Here is a 16,096-nt window from a genome sequence, read left to right as displayed (position 1 = left end):
TACAGGCATGCGCATTTGAGGCAGGGAACATCATGAAAGAACTCAATGCATGGACAGTCGCTGGCATGGAGAGCGCCCCTCACATGCTACCGTCAAACGCTGCTCCCGATCAGCGTTTGACGCGGGCCGAAGCTGAAGTCCGTCGGCTAACCAGGTGCATGGCGATGAAGGATCGGCAGCTCTGCGAGCTGCGCAGGGCGCTTGCGAATTCGGCGACCGTTCACTACTCATTTGAAGATCGCCTGCAGCGTGAACTGGATTCCCTGCGGATCATGATACCCGTGAACGGGTTCAAGGAGGATTGGGACAAGCCTGCCAGCGACCGGCCGGAGGAGTGCGTCGTCGTGAAACTGCCCTACGTGACGTCGATTCTGTCGGTCCTGTTCGATGCAATGTGTACGTTCTGGGTGGACTGCGATCGCGAACATCCGCCGAAGTCTGCGACTGTCGCGCGCGCCATCGACGAACGCCTGGGCTTGAGTTCGCAGCGGAATGGAGAGGCTTCGCGCAGCGGGCAGGCTTATGCGTCGGCGATCAGGCCGGATTGGGTGAAGGAGGCCGACAACCGCCACCATTGCCGGCCTGCAGGGATGCGCTGATGCAAGGGGCCGGTCGTCTAGACGGTCGCTTGCGGGTGCATCGTTTCGTTGTCGCATACCGCGAGGTGCTCGTCACCGGGAGCGTACGCAGAACGCGTGCCCGCGTCAGTGGAAGACGAATGACCCCGCAAGCCAGCTTCGGGGAATGGGATCTGTCCGAAGCGCGTGATCGAGTCAAGTAGCGCGCTGGGATCGCACAGGAGATTGCGGAACGTCGCGGGACCCAGATCGATTGAGCACGCAACGATATCGGCGCGGCCCGGTGCTGTGCCAGCGCCGATATCGTGAAGATCGAGCCCGAAGCGTCGGTACAAACGCGCAACGGAGCGGGAGACGACACCGATCACACGCGTCGCGCCGAACGAGAAGGCGAGTGCCATCGCGTAAGGGAACAATGACATGCCCGAGGTTGAGCCGGTTCGATGGTCCGGCAGACCTGATCCTGCGAATCGCGACATCTCCCATATCGAAGTCGATGACGGCAGTAAGCCTGGGCCTGCGAGCTGTGGGAAAACATCACGGAGCAGATAGGGTCCTATGGTGGGCATCAGCCGCGCGCATCCGCAGACCTCGTCGTCCGCGGACAGTGCGACCAGATGAATGGTATGGCCTCCGTCGAATTCGTCCCACTCGCTCGTGGCGTCGTGGGATACGCCGGGTATTTCCCAGTGCAGACGCTGGACAAAGACCTTGTGGCGAAAGGTGCCGAGATTGCGACAGATATCCGATGGCAGGTCGGCAAGCCTGCCGGCAACGATGAATGACATGGGCTCCTCCTGGTGTTAGCCGTTGACGCGACGCTATCAGCGTGGCTGCGGCCCAGAAACTCGGAGCTTTGGGAGTGTGTCGATGCGTACGCGCGAGCGTGCATCGCCGCACGGTGCCTGTTCGGCGGCCGGCAGAACGCGCGGTGAAACGGGGGAATATCAGAGTCAGGGTTTTATGAGGCCCTGTACGGTTGCGTGGACGGCAGCGGCTGTCCTGCTGCGTATATTGAGAGCGTCCATCGCTTCCTTGATGTGGTAGTCAGCGGTATAGCGGGAGCGCCCGAGAATTTCGCCAATCTCGGCTGAAGTTTTCCCACGGGCGACCCAGGTGAGGCATTCGAGCTGGCGCGCTGTAAGCAGGTGTGCCGCCCTTCTTGAAGGTATCAGCGCGAGGCGATGAAGTTCGAAGTGAAACTGCGCACTCATCAGGTACGCCAGCCGGGAGTTGATTGTGTCGTTGACGGAATGGAGAGGGCCGGAGAGATTGAACAGCAGGATACTGCCATCGGACTGGTGGACCGGGATACTGAGCCCCGCAGGTAGTCCGGCTTCTTTTGCTTCGTCGAGCAGACGACGCTCGGCCTTGCTCAGGCCGATGATGTCGTGCCATCGGTAGGGCGCCGACTGGAGGAACGCCGCCCGATGAACGGGGTCGGTGGACGCGTAATCCCGACGCTGGTAGTGCCGTACCCACTCCTGCGGATAGTGCGAGCCGATCATCTCGAGCGCCGTTCGCCGGGCGCAGGTCGAACGGCTCCGCGTAACGCGGCTGATCACGTAATGCGGGAAGCCGAGTTTCGCAGCCGCATGGCCGAAAGACTCGACGAGAGCAGGAATATCGATGGCACATGCAAGACGCATGACCGATGCGAGCGCGCCAGCCTGCAGGCGATCAGATGCGGCCGACGGCCTGTGCTGGCCGCCGTTCGAACGGCGTCGAGAGACATGTGTCATGTTTGCTACCCCGGCGCTGCCCCACAGAGTCTGGAACGTCAGGTGCCACGTGAGAACGGGGCCCGCGCGCAACGACGATGTTCGTGTGACGCGTTCGGGCGGGCAGTCAGAAGCCTGCATACCGTTGCCGCAGGCTGCAGCACCGGCAATGGCCGACCGGACGCGTACCATGCACCCGCCCGGGTGCATTTGACATTTATTATAGTCTGCAGATTGCCGCCCGATGGTCCATGTAACTGATTACAAACTGCACCGACTGTGCGGTCGGGCATGCAGAAGAAGCGGGCGGGAGGGGCCGCGTCGCTCGGGCTAACGGACAAGCAGCGCGGCTGCGGAAAACCCGCCGACGCCGCGTGCAAAGAGCAGGAACGGCCTGCCCGGTACCAGTCCATGACACTGGGCGAGATTGATGAACGCATCGCTGACGGTGACGTGGCCGATGCGGGAAAAATTCTCCGCGAACAGCCGGTCCTGCGGGATCTGAAGCGCATCGAGCAGGCGGCGCCATGCAGGCAGATCCAGATGATGGGGCAGGATACGCTGGATGTCATCCAGTGCGAAATGTGCCTGCTGGACTGTCTGCCTGATCAGGCTGCGCGCCGCGAAGAAGTGCTGCGCTGCCAGGCGCGGTTCCTCATCTGCCAAGACCCCGCGCCAGCCTTTGCCGCTGGCATATGTTGCGATGGCGAGCAGGCGGTTGACGGCGCCGCCGCGCTCGATGAATGCGGCGAATGCACCGTCACCCAGAATCCCCCCGGTTTGCATTAACCTTTCTGACTCGAGTGGCATGATATCGGCGCCGACAAGCAGGACCCGTTTCATGTGGGGCCGGGCGATGAACATCGCGCGAATCACGCGTAGTGCGCCAAGGGCGGATGCGCAATGCTGCTGTGCGAACGAGAACGCCTCGGCGTCGGTGAAACCGAACCGGTCACATAGCAGGCCGGGTAGCGACTGCGGCGGTGGCGCAATGCTGCCCTGGAGCGTATGCACGTAGACGAGGCAGTTGACTTCACCAGGTGCGATACCTGAAGCAGCCAGGAGACTCCGGATCGCGCTGGCCGCGAGTCCGATTGCGGTCTGCTCACCCGCACTGCGGTAGTAATGCATCCCGGCCCGCTCCAGGTCCAGTACGGTGGTGGTTTTCTGTCCGGTTCGCTTTGCCCAGCTCCGGACGTCGTCGATGCGCTGGGGGAGATGGAAGGCGACGTGCGATATGCCGAGATCGGGGATCATGAGACAGACCGGATATCGTCCTGCCGACAGAGGTAGGGGGCGCCGCGAGCCTCCAGCAGCGCAGCGCCCACAAAGCCGCCGATCCCGTAGCCCCATAGCAGCATGCGATGTGTCCGGCGGCATGGGGTGCGGCGGGGCGCCCGTGCGAGGCATACGATGGATTCGGCCGCGCCGAGATGAATGCAATGTCGATGCTGCGCGCCGGCGTCCTGCCGGCCGAGCAGGTTGCATACTGCGCGGGTGAGCGACGGAATACCCGGGTGCCCGACAACTTCGTCAATTTCACTGTGACGAAGAGCGTGTCGCGCGAGCAGAAACTCGATCATCGATAGCAACGTGAATGTCCGGGCATCGGAGACTCGTGCGACACGACGACTGATGTCACCGGGAACGTGCCGGGCTGCTACATCGAGCAGGTGCAGGCCACCTGTTCCGTAGTCGGTTCTTTCAACGAGCAACGCACCGGCGGCGTCACCGTGGACAATGTCAGGTCCACATATCCTGGAAAACGGTGGGCGCCACTTCTCCGCCCCGACAACCAGTATCGTGTGGACCTCCGGTTCAGCGACGAAGAGGTCGGACGCCAGCCGCAATGCTGTGAATGGCGACACGCCATGCTGCTGCGAGACTGAAAAAGGAAAACACGGTGTGCCGATCCCGGCACACAGCCGTCCGGCAACTGTGGTCGAAACATGTTCATCGAGGCTGCTATGACAGAACACGATGACATCGATTGGGCGCGCGTCCGGCGGCCGGGCGGCGCAGATCGCGTTTGCCACTTTTGCGGCGAGTCCGGAAAGATCCGTACCGGTTTCGACCGGCACCATGCAGGTCATGTCGGGTGTTGCCAGACCGGAATGCACAAGGCGCGAACCACCGGTTTCCTCACCGGGCCATGCCTCCAGCCAGTGCCCGTAGTCGGGATGCCAGGATCTCATCCAGGCATCCCAGCCGGGATGTCCTGTCTCGCGCAGTGCCGACTCCATTGCCGTCCATCGGGACAGCGGTATGGCGTCCGGCACCCAGGCCGTAACTGCGGTGATGGCGGGTGGGTTCATGCGCCACCCTCGGCCGAGCCGCAGCCGTTGGCGAGATCGGCTGGCAGCAGGTCATACAGTACGCGCCCAAACCGCGATCCGTGCATGACGTGGCAATCCCGCTGCAGCCCGATCAGGTGAAAACCGATCCGTTCGAGCAGGCGCCGCGAGCGCACGTTGCAGTCTACGGCCCACGCCGCGATGCAGTGCAGCTGGTCGGTTTCGAGCACCTCGTGGAGCAGCCTGATGGAGGCAACAAACGTCATGTCCCGGCAGGCGGGCCGCCGGCTGTCGCGCAGTACCCAGAACGAGCCGGTGCCGAATGCATGCGTCAGATCGCTGACGGCCACAACGCCGCTTGCGGCTTCATGGCCTGCCGGTCCGAATACGCGCAGGCGGTGCCGACCGCTTTGCATCATGAGCTGCACGGCAAGCACGGGAAGCGTCTGACGGCCTTGCCCAAAATCGAACCACTGGTTGATGTCCGGTTCGGTGAGCCAGGCAGCGATGTCATTCACATCGTTGCTGTCCGGTTCACGAAGCCAGCACGAGCTGGATCCTCCACCCGTCTGGCCGGGTCCTTCAGTCTGGTGCGCGGATGCCTGTGCCCGCCCTTCGCTGCTCACGGGGAATCTCCTGCTGGTGAACGACTTATGCCGACGCGGTGAACGTGCGTAGCGCCGCCTCGACCTTCATCAACAGCATCGCAAACCAGTGCATCGTCTGGAACCGTGCCGCTGGTGGAAGACCTTCCACGTAGCCATGGCCACCGCAAAGCTGAACAAGCTCCCGCGCAACGTCCGTCGCTTCGGTGGCAACGTGGCGCGCCATCTGCGATACGGCGGCGAACTGCGCCTGCGTATCGTCCGCTGCCACGGACCGGAGAAAGAGGTGGATGGTGTGCGCGGACATGAGCATGTCGGCGAGTCGGGTAGCGACAAGCTGATGGGCGACGATCGGCTTGCGGAACGTCTGTCGGGTCACGCTATAGGTGAGAGCGAAGTTAATGCCCTGCTGCACGGCACCGGAAAGCAGCGCTGTGAGGTAGATTGCTGTATTGACGAGCCACCGTCTTGTCGGATCGCCGCCCTGGTTCGCGCCCTGGGGCACCACCAGGAGTGGGGCATCGCCCGCACGAGCGGGAGTGCGGGTGATCGTTAGAGCGCCGAGCACGGCAACGGGAGCGGTACCCCGGACGTCCTGTCCTGCAGGCGGCGTCGCCAGCATGAGCTGCGGACGTCCATCGTTCATACCGACCATCATTGCCGGGGAGGCTGGATGCTGGCGCAGGACCCAGAGGCTCGAAGCATTCGCGTCGGGGATACCCAGTGCAATGGATGTGGTGCCGTCGAAGTAATGCTGGATATCGCGAACGGGTAGCCGGTCGAGTGCATCATATACGCGCAGCGTCATCAGTGCGGGGCTGCTGAGGGTCAGCTCGGCCGCGCGTTCCAGCGGACCCGCTGCGAACTGTTCAACGACAAGTGCCAGGTCGTGCCGGCTGATTCCCATGCCTCCCACCTGCTCCGGCAGGATCATGCTCGCGAGGTCGAGCGTCGCAGCGAGCGTGACCGTTCCGCTCCACAGGGCGGGGTCTGGCCGAGCGCCCAGCAGAGGCTCGAGGCGCTCGCGCGCAAACTGCCTGGCGGCAGCGCGCAACCCCTGCTGGTCGTCGCTGAGTGTCCAGGACGCTGGCGTGAGGTCTGCGACAACGGATTCACTCGATGGCATGATGTTTCTCCAGATCTCGTGGTGTCACACGAGCATTTCGACGGGTTCGGGATGACTCAGGAAATGCAGCGGGCTCGCCGAGCGGCCATACGCACCCGACTGTCTCACCACGACGAAATCGCCAATATGGGCTTCGGGAAGTTCAATGTCGTCCGCCAGACGGTCGAGCGGCGTGCACAGGCAACCGACCACGTGACAGCGTTCGCGTGTCCCGCTGTCGGGCCGGTTTCCGAGGACGACCGGAAAGTTACGGCGAAGGACCTGACCGAAGTTGCCGGAGGCGGCGAGGTGATGATGCAGGCCGCCATCCGTGATGACGAACGTTTTGCCGCGCGAGACCTTCTGGTCGATGACGCGGCATACGTAGATCCCCGCCTCACCTACCAGGTAGCGCCCGAGTTCCAGGAGGGGCACGATTCCCGGCAGACGTTCGCCAAGCCGTGGTAGCCAGTCGTGCATCGCCTCGCAGACTGCCTTTACATCTAGCGGTGTTTCGCCCGGGAAGTAGGGGATGCCAAAGCCGCCGCCAAGGTTCACGAACCGCGGCGGTTCGGTCAAACCGCTGGCCAGCCGGAGGACGAGTTCAACACTCTGGCGCTGGGCCTTGATGACCGTTGCTGCATGCAGGCACTGTGAGCCCCAGAAGATGTGAAAGCCGGCGAGTGCGACTTCCCGCGCTTCGAGTTCGCGCAGCAGCGCCGGCACCTGGTCCACATCGACGCCGAACGGCGCCGCACCGCCACCCATGCGCATGCCGCTCTGTCCAACCTGGAAGTCGGGATTGACGCGGATTGCCACGCTGGGCTGCACGCCCAGCTCCCATCCGAGCGCGGTGACGAGCCGCAACTGGGTTTCCGATTCAACGTGCACGTTCACTCCGCTGGCGACGGCGCGTCGCAGGTCGTCGTGAGACTTGCCTGGCCCGGCAAAGCCGATTGCGGCGGGGGTGGTGCCGGCATCGAGCGCGAGGGCCATCTCCTGTGCCGAGGCGACGTCGAAACCGTCGACCCGTGCGGCGAGGAAGTGGACCATGGCGGGCATCGGATTCGCCTTGATCGAGTAGTGGAGGTGTATGCCGGAGGGCAGCAGGCTGCGCAGGTCCCGGATGCGGGCGTCGATCGCTGAGCGGTCGTATGCGAAAAACGGTGTGCGCCCGGCACGATCGGCCAGCTGTCTTACGTCCACGCCACCGAACTGCAGCCCCGGAGGCCGCCGGATGAGAGTCAGGCTCACGATGCTTTCTCCCCTGAACCGTGTCCGAGCGAGGCGAATCCAAACGCGGCAGCCATATTCCGTAGCGCCGCCCTGTCGAACTTTCCGTTGGGATTGCGTGGAATGTCCGTGCAGCTCACGATGTCACGCGGGACCATGTAACGTGGCAGGCGCTGCATGCACCAGTTGCGCAGGTCATCGACAGATGAGTCACCAGCCAGGACGACGAGCAGCGCAACCGCTTCGTCAAGCGCATCATCCGGGATACCGAACGCGACGGCTTCCACGACGAGGCCGCTTGCGTGAACCGTTTCCTCGATTTCCTCCGGACTGATCCGGTAGCCGGAGCTCTTGATCTGGGCATCATTGCGGGCGATGAAATAGAGAAAACCTTCGCTGTCGCGCCGCACGAGGTCGCCAGACCAGACTGCCGTATCACGCGGCGCGCCGCCCGGTTTGGCTTCGGGCGATGGGCGGTAGCGTTGCGCGGTGCGCGCGGCGTCGTTCCAGTAGCCGAGTGTGACGCACGCGCCCACGTGCACCAGCTCGCCGGGTTCGTCGGGAGCGCACGGCGTACCGTCCTCATGGACCACCAGGATGCGCGCATTGGGCACAGCGTTGCCGATCGAGTCGGGCCGCCGGTCGACCTGTGCGGGATCGAGATATGTGGAACGGAATGCCTCGGTCAGCCCGTACATCAGGTACGGCGTGGCACGGGGGAAGAGCGTCCTGAGCTTCTGCAGCACGGGCAATGGGAGGCGACCGCCGGTGTTCGCGAAGTAGCGCACCGCATTGCGCGGCCCGTCGGGCCACGTCGCGCCCGCGAGTTGCATCCACAGTGGCGGCACACCGGTAACGGCGGTGATGCGTTCGCGCTCGCACGCGAGGATGGCGTCCTGCGCAGTGAGGTAGTTCAGCAGGACCGCTGTTGCGCCAGCAGACCAGGCCGAGGTGAGCTGGCTCAGGCCCGCATCGAAGCTCAGTGGGAGAAGCGCGAGGATGCGGTCAGACGGCTCGTGACGCAGATACTCCGCGACGCTCCAGGCGCCCTCAAGCAGGTTCCGGTGGCTGAGCATCACGCCCTTGGGCAGGCCCGTCGAGCCGGAGGTATAGAGAAGGGCGGCAAGGTCGGTGTCAATGCATGGTGTGGACGGTGCCGGGATCGAGGCATTGCCGGGGGCAGCGGTGTCGCGGTCCGGCCAGCGATGAACCATGACCGTTCCTGTGCCGAAGGGGACCGGGTCAGGCTCGTCTACCACGATCAGATCGGATACCGGTGCAAGGCCTTCCGCAGCCAGGAAGCGGGCGCGAAATGCGGAGGTCACCAGACACCGGGCGCCGCTGTCGCGAAGCACGTGGGCCACCTGGTTCGGTTTCAGGAGCGGATTGACCGGGACGAACACGCAACCCGCAGCGCAGGCGCCGAGCATCGAGACGACGGTCTCGATACGCTTGTCGAGAAAGATTGCAACGCGCTCCCCCGGAGCGATGCCAAATGAGGATAGAGCCTGCCCGAACGCGCGGCTCCTTTTAAGCAGTTCGAGGTAGGAGACGCGGACATCGCCGCACACGAGCGCCTGCGCATCAGATGCACGGCGCGCTGCTGACTGTACAAGATCAAGGAGATTTCGCATGGCCGGTTGATATGAAGTTCTGGGTCAGTGGCGGATCACCATCGCGCCAAAGCAGCCGGCAAGTCCGCTGGAGAACAGCAGCGAGTGCGAGTCCGGTTGCGCGCGCGGCGCGGTGTGGAAATTGATGAACGGGTCGGCACCGAACACGTGGCCGAGGCGTCCGAAATTCGCCGTGAAAAGGCGCTCCTGTGGTACGGACAGCATGGCCATGAGGCGCTGCCAGCCGGGGAGGTTGACGTGGTGAGGCAGGACATGGACGAGTTCATTGCCTGTGATGCCTGCCTGTCGAAGGGCCGCACGCATTGTCGTGAATGCCGACCAGTAGTAACGATCATCTGGCACAGGCTGCAGGTCGTCGTCGGTGCCGCGGAAGTAGCGATTGTCTGTATAAAGATGCAGCCCCACGATGCGGTTGCGGTCGGTATCGCGCTCCAGCAGGATTGCGCACGCCCCGTCGCTATGCAGCGCGAGGTCCTGGATGGCGCGCAGATGATCGCAGCCCGAGCCCATCACATCCGCGCAGACAACAATCGCCCGCTGGAGGGGACGACCGGCGACGGTGAGCACGCGCAGCAGGCGGATGGCGGCTACCGGTGAGACGCAGTTCTGCTGCATCAGCGAGAACGCGAGTGCGCGGTCCAGGCCCATACGGGACTGGATGAATGCCGCAGTACCGGCAGGCGGTGCGAGGACGCTGCTCTGGATGGTGTGGGTGTAGATAAGCGCATCGATGCTTGCCGGTGTCGTGCCGGTATCCTCGAGCAGGGTGGAAACCGCCTCGCACGCGAATGTGACGGGCGACCCCGCTGCAGCATCGTGGAACTGCTGTACGCCATTGCGCAGCAGCGCGCTCGCGCGCGCTTCGGGAAATCCGCAGCGACGGGCCCAGGTGTTCGCATCGACTGTGCGGGCCGGAAAGCTGGTTGCGATGCTGGACAGCGATAATATGGAAGTGGTTGCGGGCGCAGTCATGGCTGCCTCGCGCGGTATTCGAGGATGGCGCAGGCGGCCTGTCCCTGAAAGCCGGCCGACCACAGCAGAATGTGTTGTCCGTCCGACGGAGCAACCGATTGCAGCAACATGTGGAGCTGCGCCGGCGCGTCTGCGGAGCACAGGTACCCGATGTCGCCCGGGTCGGGGTACCACATTCGCCATGCAGGCAATCGGGCCTGGGCGGTGACGTCGCACGCCAGAGTTGCGTTGATGCGCGGCGGCACGATCCAGTCGATTGCCGTGGGTTTCAGGCCTGCCTGCCTGCACGTCTTCCCGATGATCTCCACCACGACGGTTTTGTCGACACACATATCGGGGGGCGCGACGGGAACCGAAGGCGTGCATACGTTGACGCTGAGCACCTGCCATCCGGGACGGGCGTGACGCCGGATCACTACGGCAGCCGCACCGTCGCCCAGTGCCGTTAGCGATCCGGCCAGCCGGGAGAACGGTGGCAGCCAGCGTTCAGCGCCGACGATCAGTGCACAGCGCGTGTGATCGTCACTGGCCATCATGTCGGCCACCATCTGCAGTGCAAGAAAGAAGGACAGGCCCTGGAGCTGTCCAATCGCGAACGGCACGCCCGTCGATCCCAGTTCGCTATGCAGGCGACCCGCGCACGAGAGCGCGAGGTCCGGCTCGAAACTTGTCGCGCAGACGATGACCTGATCCGGCACGAGGTTGTCCTTGCCGGGACACCGCCGGATAGCTTCCCCGGCGACCGTTGATGCCATTTCCGAGAGGAAAAGGCGTGGCTCGCAGGCGACGCCCACCGGCATTGCGGCAGGCACCGATCCCGACGAATGACTGACGTGGGCAGGACCTGCCACCTCGCCGCTCCAGCGCAGCGTATCGGCATAGACTGATCGCATGACGGTTTCCCGCGCGCATGCAGGTGTAGCCGCTGGCTGCTGTAACGCTACGTCGGGCCGCACGCGCGCCTCTGGGACGTAGCGTGCCGTGGCCGCGATGCATGCCTGCCCGCGAACGGGGTCAGTTGCGATGGGCATGGGATTCCACGAAGGAGACAAGGTTGCCGAAGCGCAGGAACAGATCGGCCGAGAGGTCTTCCGGCGCGAGGGTCAGGCCGAAACGCTGTTCGAGCTGAAGAAGCAGGTCTGTCATGTTCATGGAGTCGACACCAACGTCGAACAGGTTCGTGTCGTCCGCGATCAGGTCCGCAGCCATGGTGCTGCCGATGGCTGATAGCAGGCATGACCGGACGGTGGCTGCGATTTCCTCGCGCCGGAGGCCGTGCGTGTTATGCGTCGTCATTGGGGTGTCTCCTGCCCGGATCTGTGGGCGTTGGCTATGTCAGGCGATGAGTCTGGCGATAAGACAGGTGATGAATCAGGCGTGGTGGGGCAGTCGCAAGGCACGACCGTGATGTCCCACGGACGTGACGTAGATCGCTGTGCTGCCCGCGCGATCATGAGCCGCTGCAGGTCGCCGGTACCTTCCATGATGTCGAACGCCCTGGTGTCCCGGTAACCCTGCTCAAGTGACGGACAGGCGGCGATGCCGTCGAGACCGGCGAGGTCCATTGCAGCGCGCGTCACCCTGGCGGCTACGCGCGAGGCAAACGCCTTGGTCATGGAGGAATCCATTGATGTTGCAATGCCGCGATCTGCTTTCCAGGCCGTGCAGTGACAGAGCAGCCATGCGGCCGCAATTTGGCGGTCGATGTCGAGCAGGGACGCTTCCACGCCGGCCACGCCTTGGTGCCTGTCCGCGGGCGTGCCATCCGCATCTAGCCAGGCCGCAAGGTCAGCGCGTACCCGCCGGCAGGTACCGACCATGACGGCGGAAAGCAGGGGCCTGAAGTAGTCCCAGGAGCGCTGCGCACCCGAGAAAGCGTCGCCGAGCGGCTTTTCGTCGCCACGAGCAAGCAGCGCATCGCTGGTTACCTCGCAGTCGGTGTAGGAGAGCACGGCAAGCTGGGTCGCGCGCAGGCCTGCCATCCGCTCGATGCGCGACACTTCGAATCCAGGTGTATTGCTCTCTACCAGGAATGCGCGGATACCGTAGCGACCCATCTGCCGGTTGATCGTTGCAAACGTGATGGCATAGTCGGCGCGCGCGCCGTTCGTGATAAAGCACTTTGTGCCGTTCAGAATCCAGCCGCGACCGGTCTTCCTTGCACTGGTACGCATGGCAGTCGCGTCGGAACCATAGTCCGGCTCGGTGATGGCGAAGGCGCCCCAGCGCGGTGTGCCCGACTGGAATCGCTGGAAGAACCGGGCCTGCTGTTGCGTCGAGGCGAGCGCAACGACAGGCGGCATGGCGAGACCCGGGCCCGGTAAAGCAAGGGCGAGGCTTGCATCGGCTTCCCCGAGGTAGGCCATCAACGTTGCCTGAGCCACGAGGGACTGCAGGGCCGGACAGCCGCCGTACTGGATGGGTACAAGGTTCATGTTCAGGGCGCTGACGTCATCCGCACGCCAGGGAGGACCGACGATCTGGCTGGTTGCGTCCGATTCGATGCTGACGTTGCGCATACGTCTGGCAAGCAGATCAAGATCGAGTCCACGATCGGCGAGCGCTGCACCGATATTGTCGATCGTGTGAACCGCCTGCGACGTCTGCTCATGGCGCGTCATGTCGAGCTCTCCCAAGCGGGCGCATCTGCGCCCAGGACCAACATTCACGCCAAGCCACGGATGAGGTTTGCGTGTCGTCTGGCAATGAGCGTAGGCATTGGGGCGGGGAGTCGTCACCTCCGAAAATTAGGAGGGTGTTGTATTGGAGGGCGTTTGCGGGAACGTCATCGCGGTCACTCGATAGCGGATGACTGATAATGACGTTCGGACGAACGATGATGGCCAACTATGGGTGTGAGGTATGGCAGCGCGAAAACAGACGACAGAGAAAACACCGTTGCTGAAGCGAGACAAGCGGGGGCCCCGCACGACCAAGCGGGGAGACCAGGTTGCCGAACTTATCAAGACGTGGATTACCGATGGAAAGGTGCGCCCCGGTGTGCGACTGAACAAAGAGGCCGAGCTCCAGGACATATTCAACGTCAGCCGCGGCTCGATGCGCGATGCCCTTAAGGCACTGGAGGTGCAGGGGCTTGTGCGTCTGAGTACGGGACCGGACGGTGGCGCGACGATTACGCGAGTGCCGCTTGCCCGTGCATTTCAGGCGTTGCAGAACTACCTGTTTTTCGAGAGCATCAGTCTCGAGGATATCTACGCCGTGAGGCGCGTGCTGGAGCCGCTACTTGCAGCAGGGGCGGTCGAGCATCTGACCGATGCGGACCTGGAAGCGCTCGAGCGTAGCGTGGACGTGTGCGAGCCGTTTGTCGCAAGCCATGAGCATGCGCTTGATCAGCGCCATGAGGACATACACTTTCATGACGTACTAGCCGCGGCAAACCCGAACGCATTCCTTCGTTGCGTATGCCAGATCATCAACCAGATGCTGCACAGTCTCGTGATCGTGGCTGGCAACGTGACCCAAGATGATTACCAGGCGTTTGGCCGGCAGACCGTCGCTGCTCACCGCGCGATCCTGGAGGCGGCAAGGCGTCGGGACGCAGGGGCGGTAGAGAAGCTCATGGCGGCGCACATGGAAGAAGCGGAAGCGCAGCTTCGCAAGGTGCACGCAGCCTTGCGTCAGAAGCTGGTGCTGGATTCGGACCTTGGTTTGCACGCCAGAAGGGGCAGTGACTGATGGACGCCGGGACCGTTGACGCGTGCGTTCGGTCTCCTCCGGATAGCCGGCCTTAATGCGTCGCGCGGCCTAGAATGGACGCTGAAAGCGAGCGTGCCACGTCGGTCAGCGGTGCCCGTCCGAAGGCGAGTTCAAGTATGTGGCTTGCCCAGAGCACAAGTGCATCGGCGTGACGGCCGCCAACGATCTGTATCCCGATCGGTAGGCCGTCTGAAGTGGTGCCCGTGTAGACGCTCGCCGCAGGAAGCCCGAGCTGGTTGCACCAGGCGGTGAAATGGGGAAACAGTTCTTCGCTGGCTGGGACTTCCACAAGCGGCATGGCCACGCGGGGATACACCGGGCAGACGACAAGATCGTACCGCTCGAAGAATGCGTTGACGGTGGCGCCGAGTTCCCCTCTCTCGATGAGTGCGCCAAGCAACGCCTGGCGCGATATTGCAGCCCCCGCATTGGAGTAGGCTTGTAATGACGGATCGAGCGCCGCGCCGGCGTCAGCCATGCCTTCGGTGAGCTGGCGGCAGCAGGCCGGCCAGAGGGTCGCGTGGATCGCGTTACAGCGAGCGATACCCGGCGGGTCTTCCGGATAGACCCTGGCGCCGAGTTGGCCGAACGTGTCGGCTGCCCGCGTGACCGCATCGCGGACATGCGCCTCGGGAATCAAATCCAGTCCCAGAGAAGAGCTGTGTGCGATCCGGATGCCGCCAGGCGCTGGTTTGCATTTGAGGCCAAGCTCGTAGTCGCTGGCGTCGAACGGCAAGGCGTACCAATCGCGGCTGTCAGGGCGACTGATTACGGTCAGGACGCGCGCGGCATCCGCCACGCAGCGGGTCATGGGGCCAACGTGGCTCACCAGGCCGAACGGCCCGCGTGGTGCATGCGGCACGCGGCCGAAGCTCGGCTTGAAACCAAACGTGCCAGTGAACGCGGCTGGAATCCGGATCGATCCACCGCCGTCGGTGCCGATTGCCACGGGCGCCATGCCAAGCGAGACCGCGGCGGCCGCTCCGCCGCTGCTGCCGCCAGGGGTCCGGTCCGTATCCCAGGGATTGCGCGTGACCCCCGTAAGCGGACTATCGGTGACGATCTTGTGGGCGAAATCAGGCAGTGTGGTCTTGGCGAAGCAGATCGCACCGGACTCGCGAAGCCTGGCTACACACGGGCTGTCGTGGGGCGCAGGTGTTTCGTCCGTGACTCGTGAGCCGTATCGCGTAGCAAGTCCGGCGACAGCGACGTTGTCCTTAATGCTGATCGGCACCCCGTCGAGAGGGCCAAGAGAGCGCTTGCTTTGCCATCGTATCTCCGATGCGCGGGCCATGTCGAGCGCGTCCGGAGCTATGCAGCAGAAGGCATTGACGGCCGGGTCGAGTTGCTCGATCCGTTGAAGCACGGCGGCCATCACTTCGACTGGCGAGGCGCTGCCATTGCGATAAAGCTCCTGCAGTTCCTGTGCCGTGAGTTCGCAGAGATCGCCCTTCATCTCGCCTCCAAATTAATTATAACAAATATACGATATTACCGATTGTGAGTGATGTCAATGTGGGAAGTCTATTAGAAATTTCAGGGTAAACGCGATGCTAACATGGGGTTGACATCCTCATTTTATGGGGCTAATTTAATAGCAATAAATCGGACATATGGCCGACCCGATGCGGGTGGACAGTAACAGTGTGTCCGTATGCAGTGACAGCAACTTGTCGTGAGGGTGTTCAGCGCAGCGCGGACCGCCTGCCATGAGCGATCGCCAGAGAGGCTACCGCCTCCGGTACGGGAGAAGACTGCGGGTTGCCGCAGATAGTCAGCGGAGGCCGCCGCGGTCTTCGGCTGCCTTGATCAACTGGGACAGCGGCACACCAAGCGCGTCAGCAATGTCGATCAACGCGTCGAATCCCGCGATCGTTTGCGCACGCTCGATGAGTGAGACGGTGTTTGGGTGAACTTCCGCGCGTAGTGCCAGACCGGCCTGAGTCAACTTCTTCAGCTTGCGGCGCGCGCGGATCTCCTTCCCAATAGCTTTGATCAGTGTTTCTTTGGTCATGCGTACTCGATTCAACTGGGCGAATCGAGTATCGGGGAACGAACGACCAGAAATTAACAATAAATTGTGTAAACGGATTTTTGCTGTTCTAAAATTAACAATATTTTGTGTAAACGTGAGGGTGCGAGCCGGAGGCCGCGTCTGTGGGCAGCCGACTTGTGTTCTCTCCTTTAATGGGCTGCCGGCAGATGGCTGCTGGTCGGGATCCACTTGGCATGCGAGG

The 16,096-nt window shown here is 63.1% G+C and carries 16 protein-coding genes; 2 read left to right on the top strand and 14 right to left on the bottom strand.

From position 1 onward, the window contains the following. Positions 1-158 precede the first annotated feature (158 nt). On the top strand, positions 159-599 hold the full coding sequence (locus tag B0G76_RS29230) for a hypothetical protein (RefSeq protein WP_259460756.1): 441 nt from the start codon (positions 159-161) through the stop codon (positions 597-599). Between the two features lie 17 nt (positions 600-616). Here B0G76_RS29230 and B0G76_RS29225 read toward each other — a convergent pair whose 3' ends face one another. From B0G76_RS29225 to B0G76_RS29170, 12 genes are all read right to left on the bottom strand, one after another. Next, positions 617-1,366, bottom strand: a complete 750-nt coding sequence (locus B0G76_RS29225; RefSeq protein WP_120295562.1) for an acyl-homoserine-lactone synthase — start codon at positions 1,364-1,366, stop codon at positions 617-619. Between the two features lie 165 nt (positions 1,367-1,531). After that, positions 1,532-2,491: a LuxR family transcriptional regulator gene (locus tag B0G76_RS29220; protein WP_259460755.1), complete on the bottom strand. Its 960-nt coding sequence runs from the start codon at positions 2,489-2,491 to the stop codon at positions 1,532-1,534. A gap of 138 nt (positions 2,492-2,629) precedes the next feature. Then, positions 2,630-3,556, bottom strand: a complete 927-nt coding sequence (locus tag B0G76_RS29215) for a 3-oxoacyl-[acyl-carrier-protein] synthase III C-terminal domain-containing protein (RefSeq protein ID WP_120295561.1) — start codon at positions 3,554-3,556, stop codon at positions 2,630-2,632. Then, the gene (locus tag B0G76_RS29210; protein WP_120295560.1) at positions 3,553-4,614 is read right to left on the bottom strand and encodes a 3-oxoacyl-ACP synthase; all 1,062 of its coding nucleotides are present in this window, start codon (positions 4,612-4,614) and stop codon (positions 3,553-3,555) included. Before B0G76_RS29210 ends, B0G76_RS29215 begins: the two co-directional genes overlap by 4 nt. Further along, entirely contained in the window at positions 4,611-5,219 is a 609-nt protein-coding gene (locus B0G76_RS29205; protein ID WP_120295559.1) for a GNAT family N-acetyltransferase, read from the bottom strand. The genes B0G76_RS29210 and B0G76_RS29205 overlap by 4 nt, the downstream gene beginning before the upstream one ends. A gap of 25 nt (positions 5,220-5,244) precedes the next feature. After that, entirely contained in the window at positions 5,245-6,324 is a 1,080-nt protein-coding gene (locus B0G76_RS29200; protein ID WP_120295558.1) for an acyl-CoA dehydrogenase family protein, read from the bottom strand. A 24-nt stretch (positions 6,325-6,348) separates the two neighbouring features. Beyond that, positions 6,349-7,557, bottom strand: a complete 1,209-nt coding sequence (locus tag B0G76_RS29195; RefSeq protein WP_120295557.1) for a pyridoxal-dependent decarboxylase, exosortase A system-associated — start codon at positions 7,555-7,557, stop codon at positions 6,349-6,351. Continuing rightward, the gene (locus B0G76_RS29190) at positions 7,554-9,170 is read right to left on the bottom strand and encodes an acyl-CoA ligase (AMP-forming), exosortase A system-associated (RefSeq protein ID WP_120295556.1); all 1,617 of its coding nucleotides are present in this window, start codon (positions 9,168-9,170) and stop codon (positions 7,554-7,556) included. The genes B0G76_RS29195 and B0G76_RS29190 overlap by 4 nt, the downstream gene beginning before the upstream one ends. 24 nt (positions 9,171-9,194) lie before the next feature. Further along, complete coding sequence (locus tag B0G76_RS29185) at positions 9,195-10,142, bottom strand: ketoacyl-ACP synthase III family protein (protein WP_120295555.1); 948 nt, start codon at positions 10,140-10,142, stop codon at positions 9,195-9,197. Further along, a complete protein-coding gene (locus B0G76_RS29180; protein ID WP_259460754.1) occupies positions 10,139-11,035 on the bottom strand; it encodes a 3-oxoacyl-[acyl-carrier-protein] synthase III C-terminal domain-containing protein in 897 nt (298 codons plus the stop codon). The genes B0G76_RS29185 and B0G76_RS29180 overlap by 4 nt, the downstream gene beginning before the upstream one ends. A 121-nt stretch (positions 11,036-11,156) precedes the next feature. Beyond that, a complete protein-coding gene (locus B0G76_RS29175) occupies positions 11,157-11,438 on the bottom strand; it encodes an acyl carrier protein (RefSeq protein ID WP_120295553.1) in 282 nt (93 codons plus the stop codon). Further along, on the bottom strand, positions 11,435-12,763 hold the full coding sequence (locus B0G76_RS29170) for an acyl-CoA dehydrogenase family protein (RefSeq protein ID WP_120295552.1): 1,329 nt from the start codon (positions 12,761-12,763) through the stop codon (positions 11,435-11,437). The genes B0G76_RS29175 and B0G76_RS29170 overlap by 4 nt, the downstream gene beginning before the upstream one ends. 241 nt (positions 12,764-13,004) lie before the next feature. On the opposite strand from B0G76_RS29170, the gene B0G76_RS29165 reads away from it, so the two are divergent. Next, on the top strand, positions 13,005-13,838 hold the full coding sequence (locus tag B0G76_RS29165; RefSeq protein ID WP_120295551.1) for a FadR/GntR family transcriptional regulator: 834 nt from the start codon (positions 13,005-13,007) through the stop codon (positions 13,836-13,838). Positions 13,839-13,890: 52 nt separating this feature from the next. Here the strand turns inward: B0G76_RS29165 and B0G76_RS29160 are convergent, their stop codons facing one another. Further along, a complete protein-coding gene (locus B0G76_RS29160) occupies positions 13,891-15,315 on the bottom strand; it encodes an amidase family protein (protein WP_120295550.1) in 1,425 nt (474 codons plus the stop codon). A 318-nt stretch (positions 15,316-15,633) separates the two neighbouring features. Continuing rightward, the gene (locus tag B0G76_RS44210; protein ID WP_259460753.1) at positions 15,634-16,083 is read right to left on the bottom strand and encodes a helix-turn-helix domain-containing protein; all 450 of its coding nucleotides are present in this window, start codon (positions 16,081-16,083) and stop codon (positions 15,634-15,636) included. Positions 16,084-16,096 lie beyond the last annotated feature (13 nt).

It is taken from the genome of Paraburkholderia sp. BL23I1N1 (assembly GCF_003610295.1).
Lineage (GTDB): Bacteria > Pseudomonadota > Gammaproteobacteria > Burkholderiales > Burkholderiaceae > Paraburkholderia.
The sequence above is the reverse complement of the archived record's forward strand: the minus strand, read 5'-3'. Positions and strand labels throughout refer to the sequence as shown.

Coding starts and splice junctions, on each gene's coding strand:
- B0G76_RS29170 (WP_120295552.1), bottom strand. CDS start 12,763: ATGACGCGCCATGAGCAGACGTCGCAGGCGGTTCACACGATCGACAAT.
- B0G76_RS29185 (WP_120295555.1), bottom strand. CDS start 10,142: ATGACTGCGCCCGCAACCACTTCCATATTATCGCTGTCCAGCATCGCA.
- B0G76_RS29200 (WP_120295558.1), bottom strand. CDS start 6,324: ATGCCATCGAGTGAATCCGTTGTCGCAGACCTCACGCCAGCGTCCTGG.
- B0G76_RS29175 (WP_120295553.1), bottom strand. CDS start 11,438: ATGACGACGCATAACACGCACGGCCTCCGGCGCGAGGAAATCGCAGCC.
- B0G76_RS29220 (WP_259460755.1), bottom strand. CDS start 2,491: ATGGTACGCGTCCGGTCGGCCATTGCCGGTGCTGCAGCCTGCGGCAAC.
- B0G76_RS29215 (WP_120295561.1), bottom strand. CDS start 3,556: ATGATCCCCGATCTCGGCATATCGCACGTCGCCTTCCATCTCCCCCAG.
- B0G76_RS29180 (WP_259460754.1), bottom strand. CDS start 11,035: ATGCGATCAGTCTATGCCGATACGCTGCGCTGGAGCGGCGAGGTGGCA.
- B0G76_RS29190 (WP_120295556.1), bottom strand. CDS start 9,170: ATGCGAAATCTCCTTGATCTTGTACAGTCAGCAGCGCGCCGTGCATCT.
- B0G76_RS29210 (WP_120295560.1), bottom strand. CDS start 4,614: ATGAACCCACCCGCCATCACCGCAGTTACGGCCTGGGTGCCGGACGCC.
- B0G76_RS29160 (WP_120295550.1), bottom strand. CDS start 15,315: ATGAAGGGCGATCTCTGCGAACTCACGGCACAGGAACTGCAGGAGCTT.
- B0G76_RS29165 (WP_120295551.1), top strand. CDS start 13,005: ATGGCAGCGCGAAAACAGACGACAGAGAAAACACCGTTGCTGAAGCGA.
- B0G76_RS29230 (WP_259460756.1), top strand. CDS start 159: ATGGCGATGAAGGATCGGCAGCTCTGCGAGCTGCGCAGGGCGCTTGCG.
- B0G76_RS29225 (WP_120295562.1), bottom strand. CDS start 1,366: ATGTCATTCATCGTTGCCGGCAGGCTTGCCGACCTGCCATCGGATATC.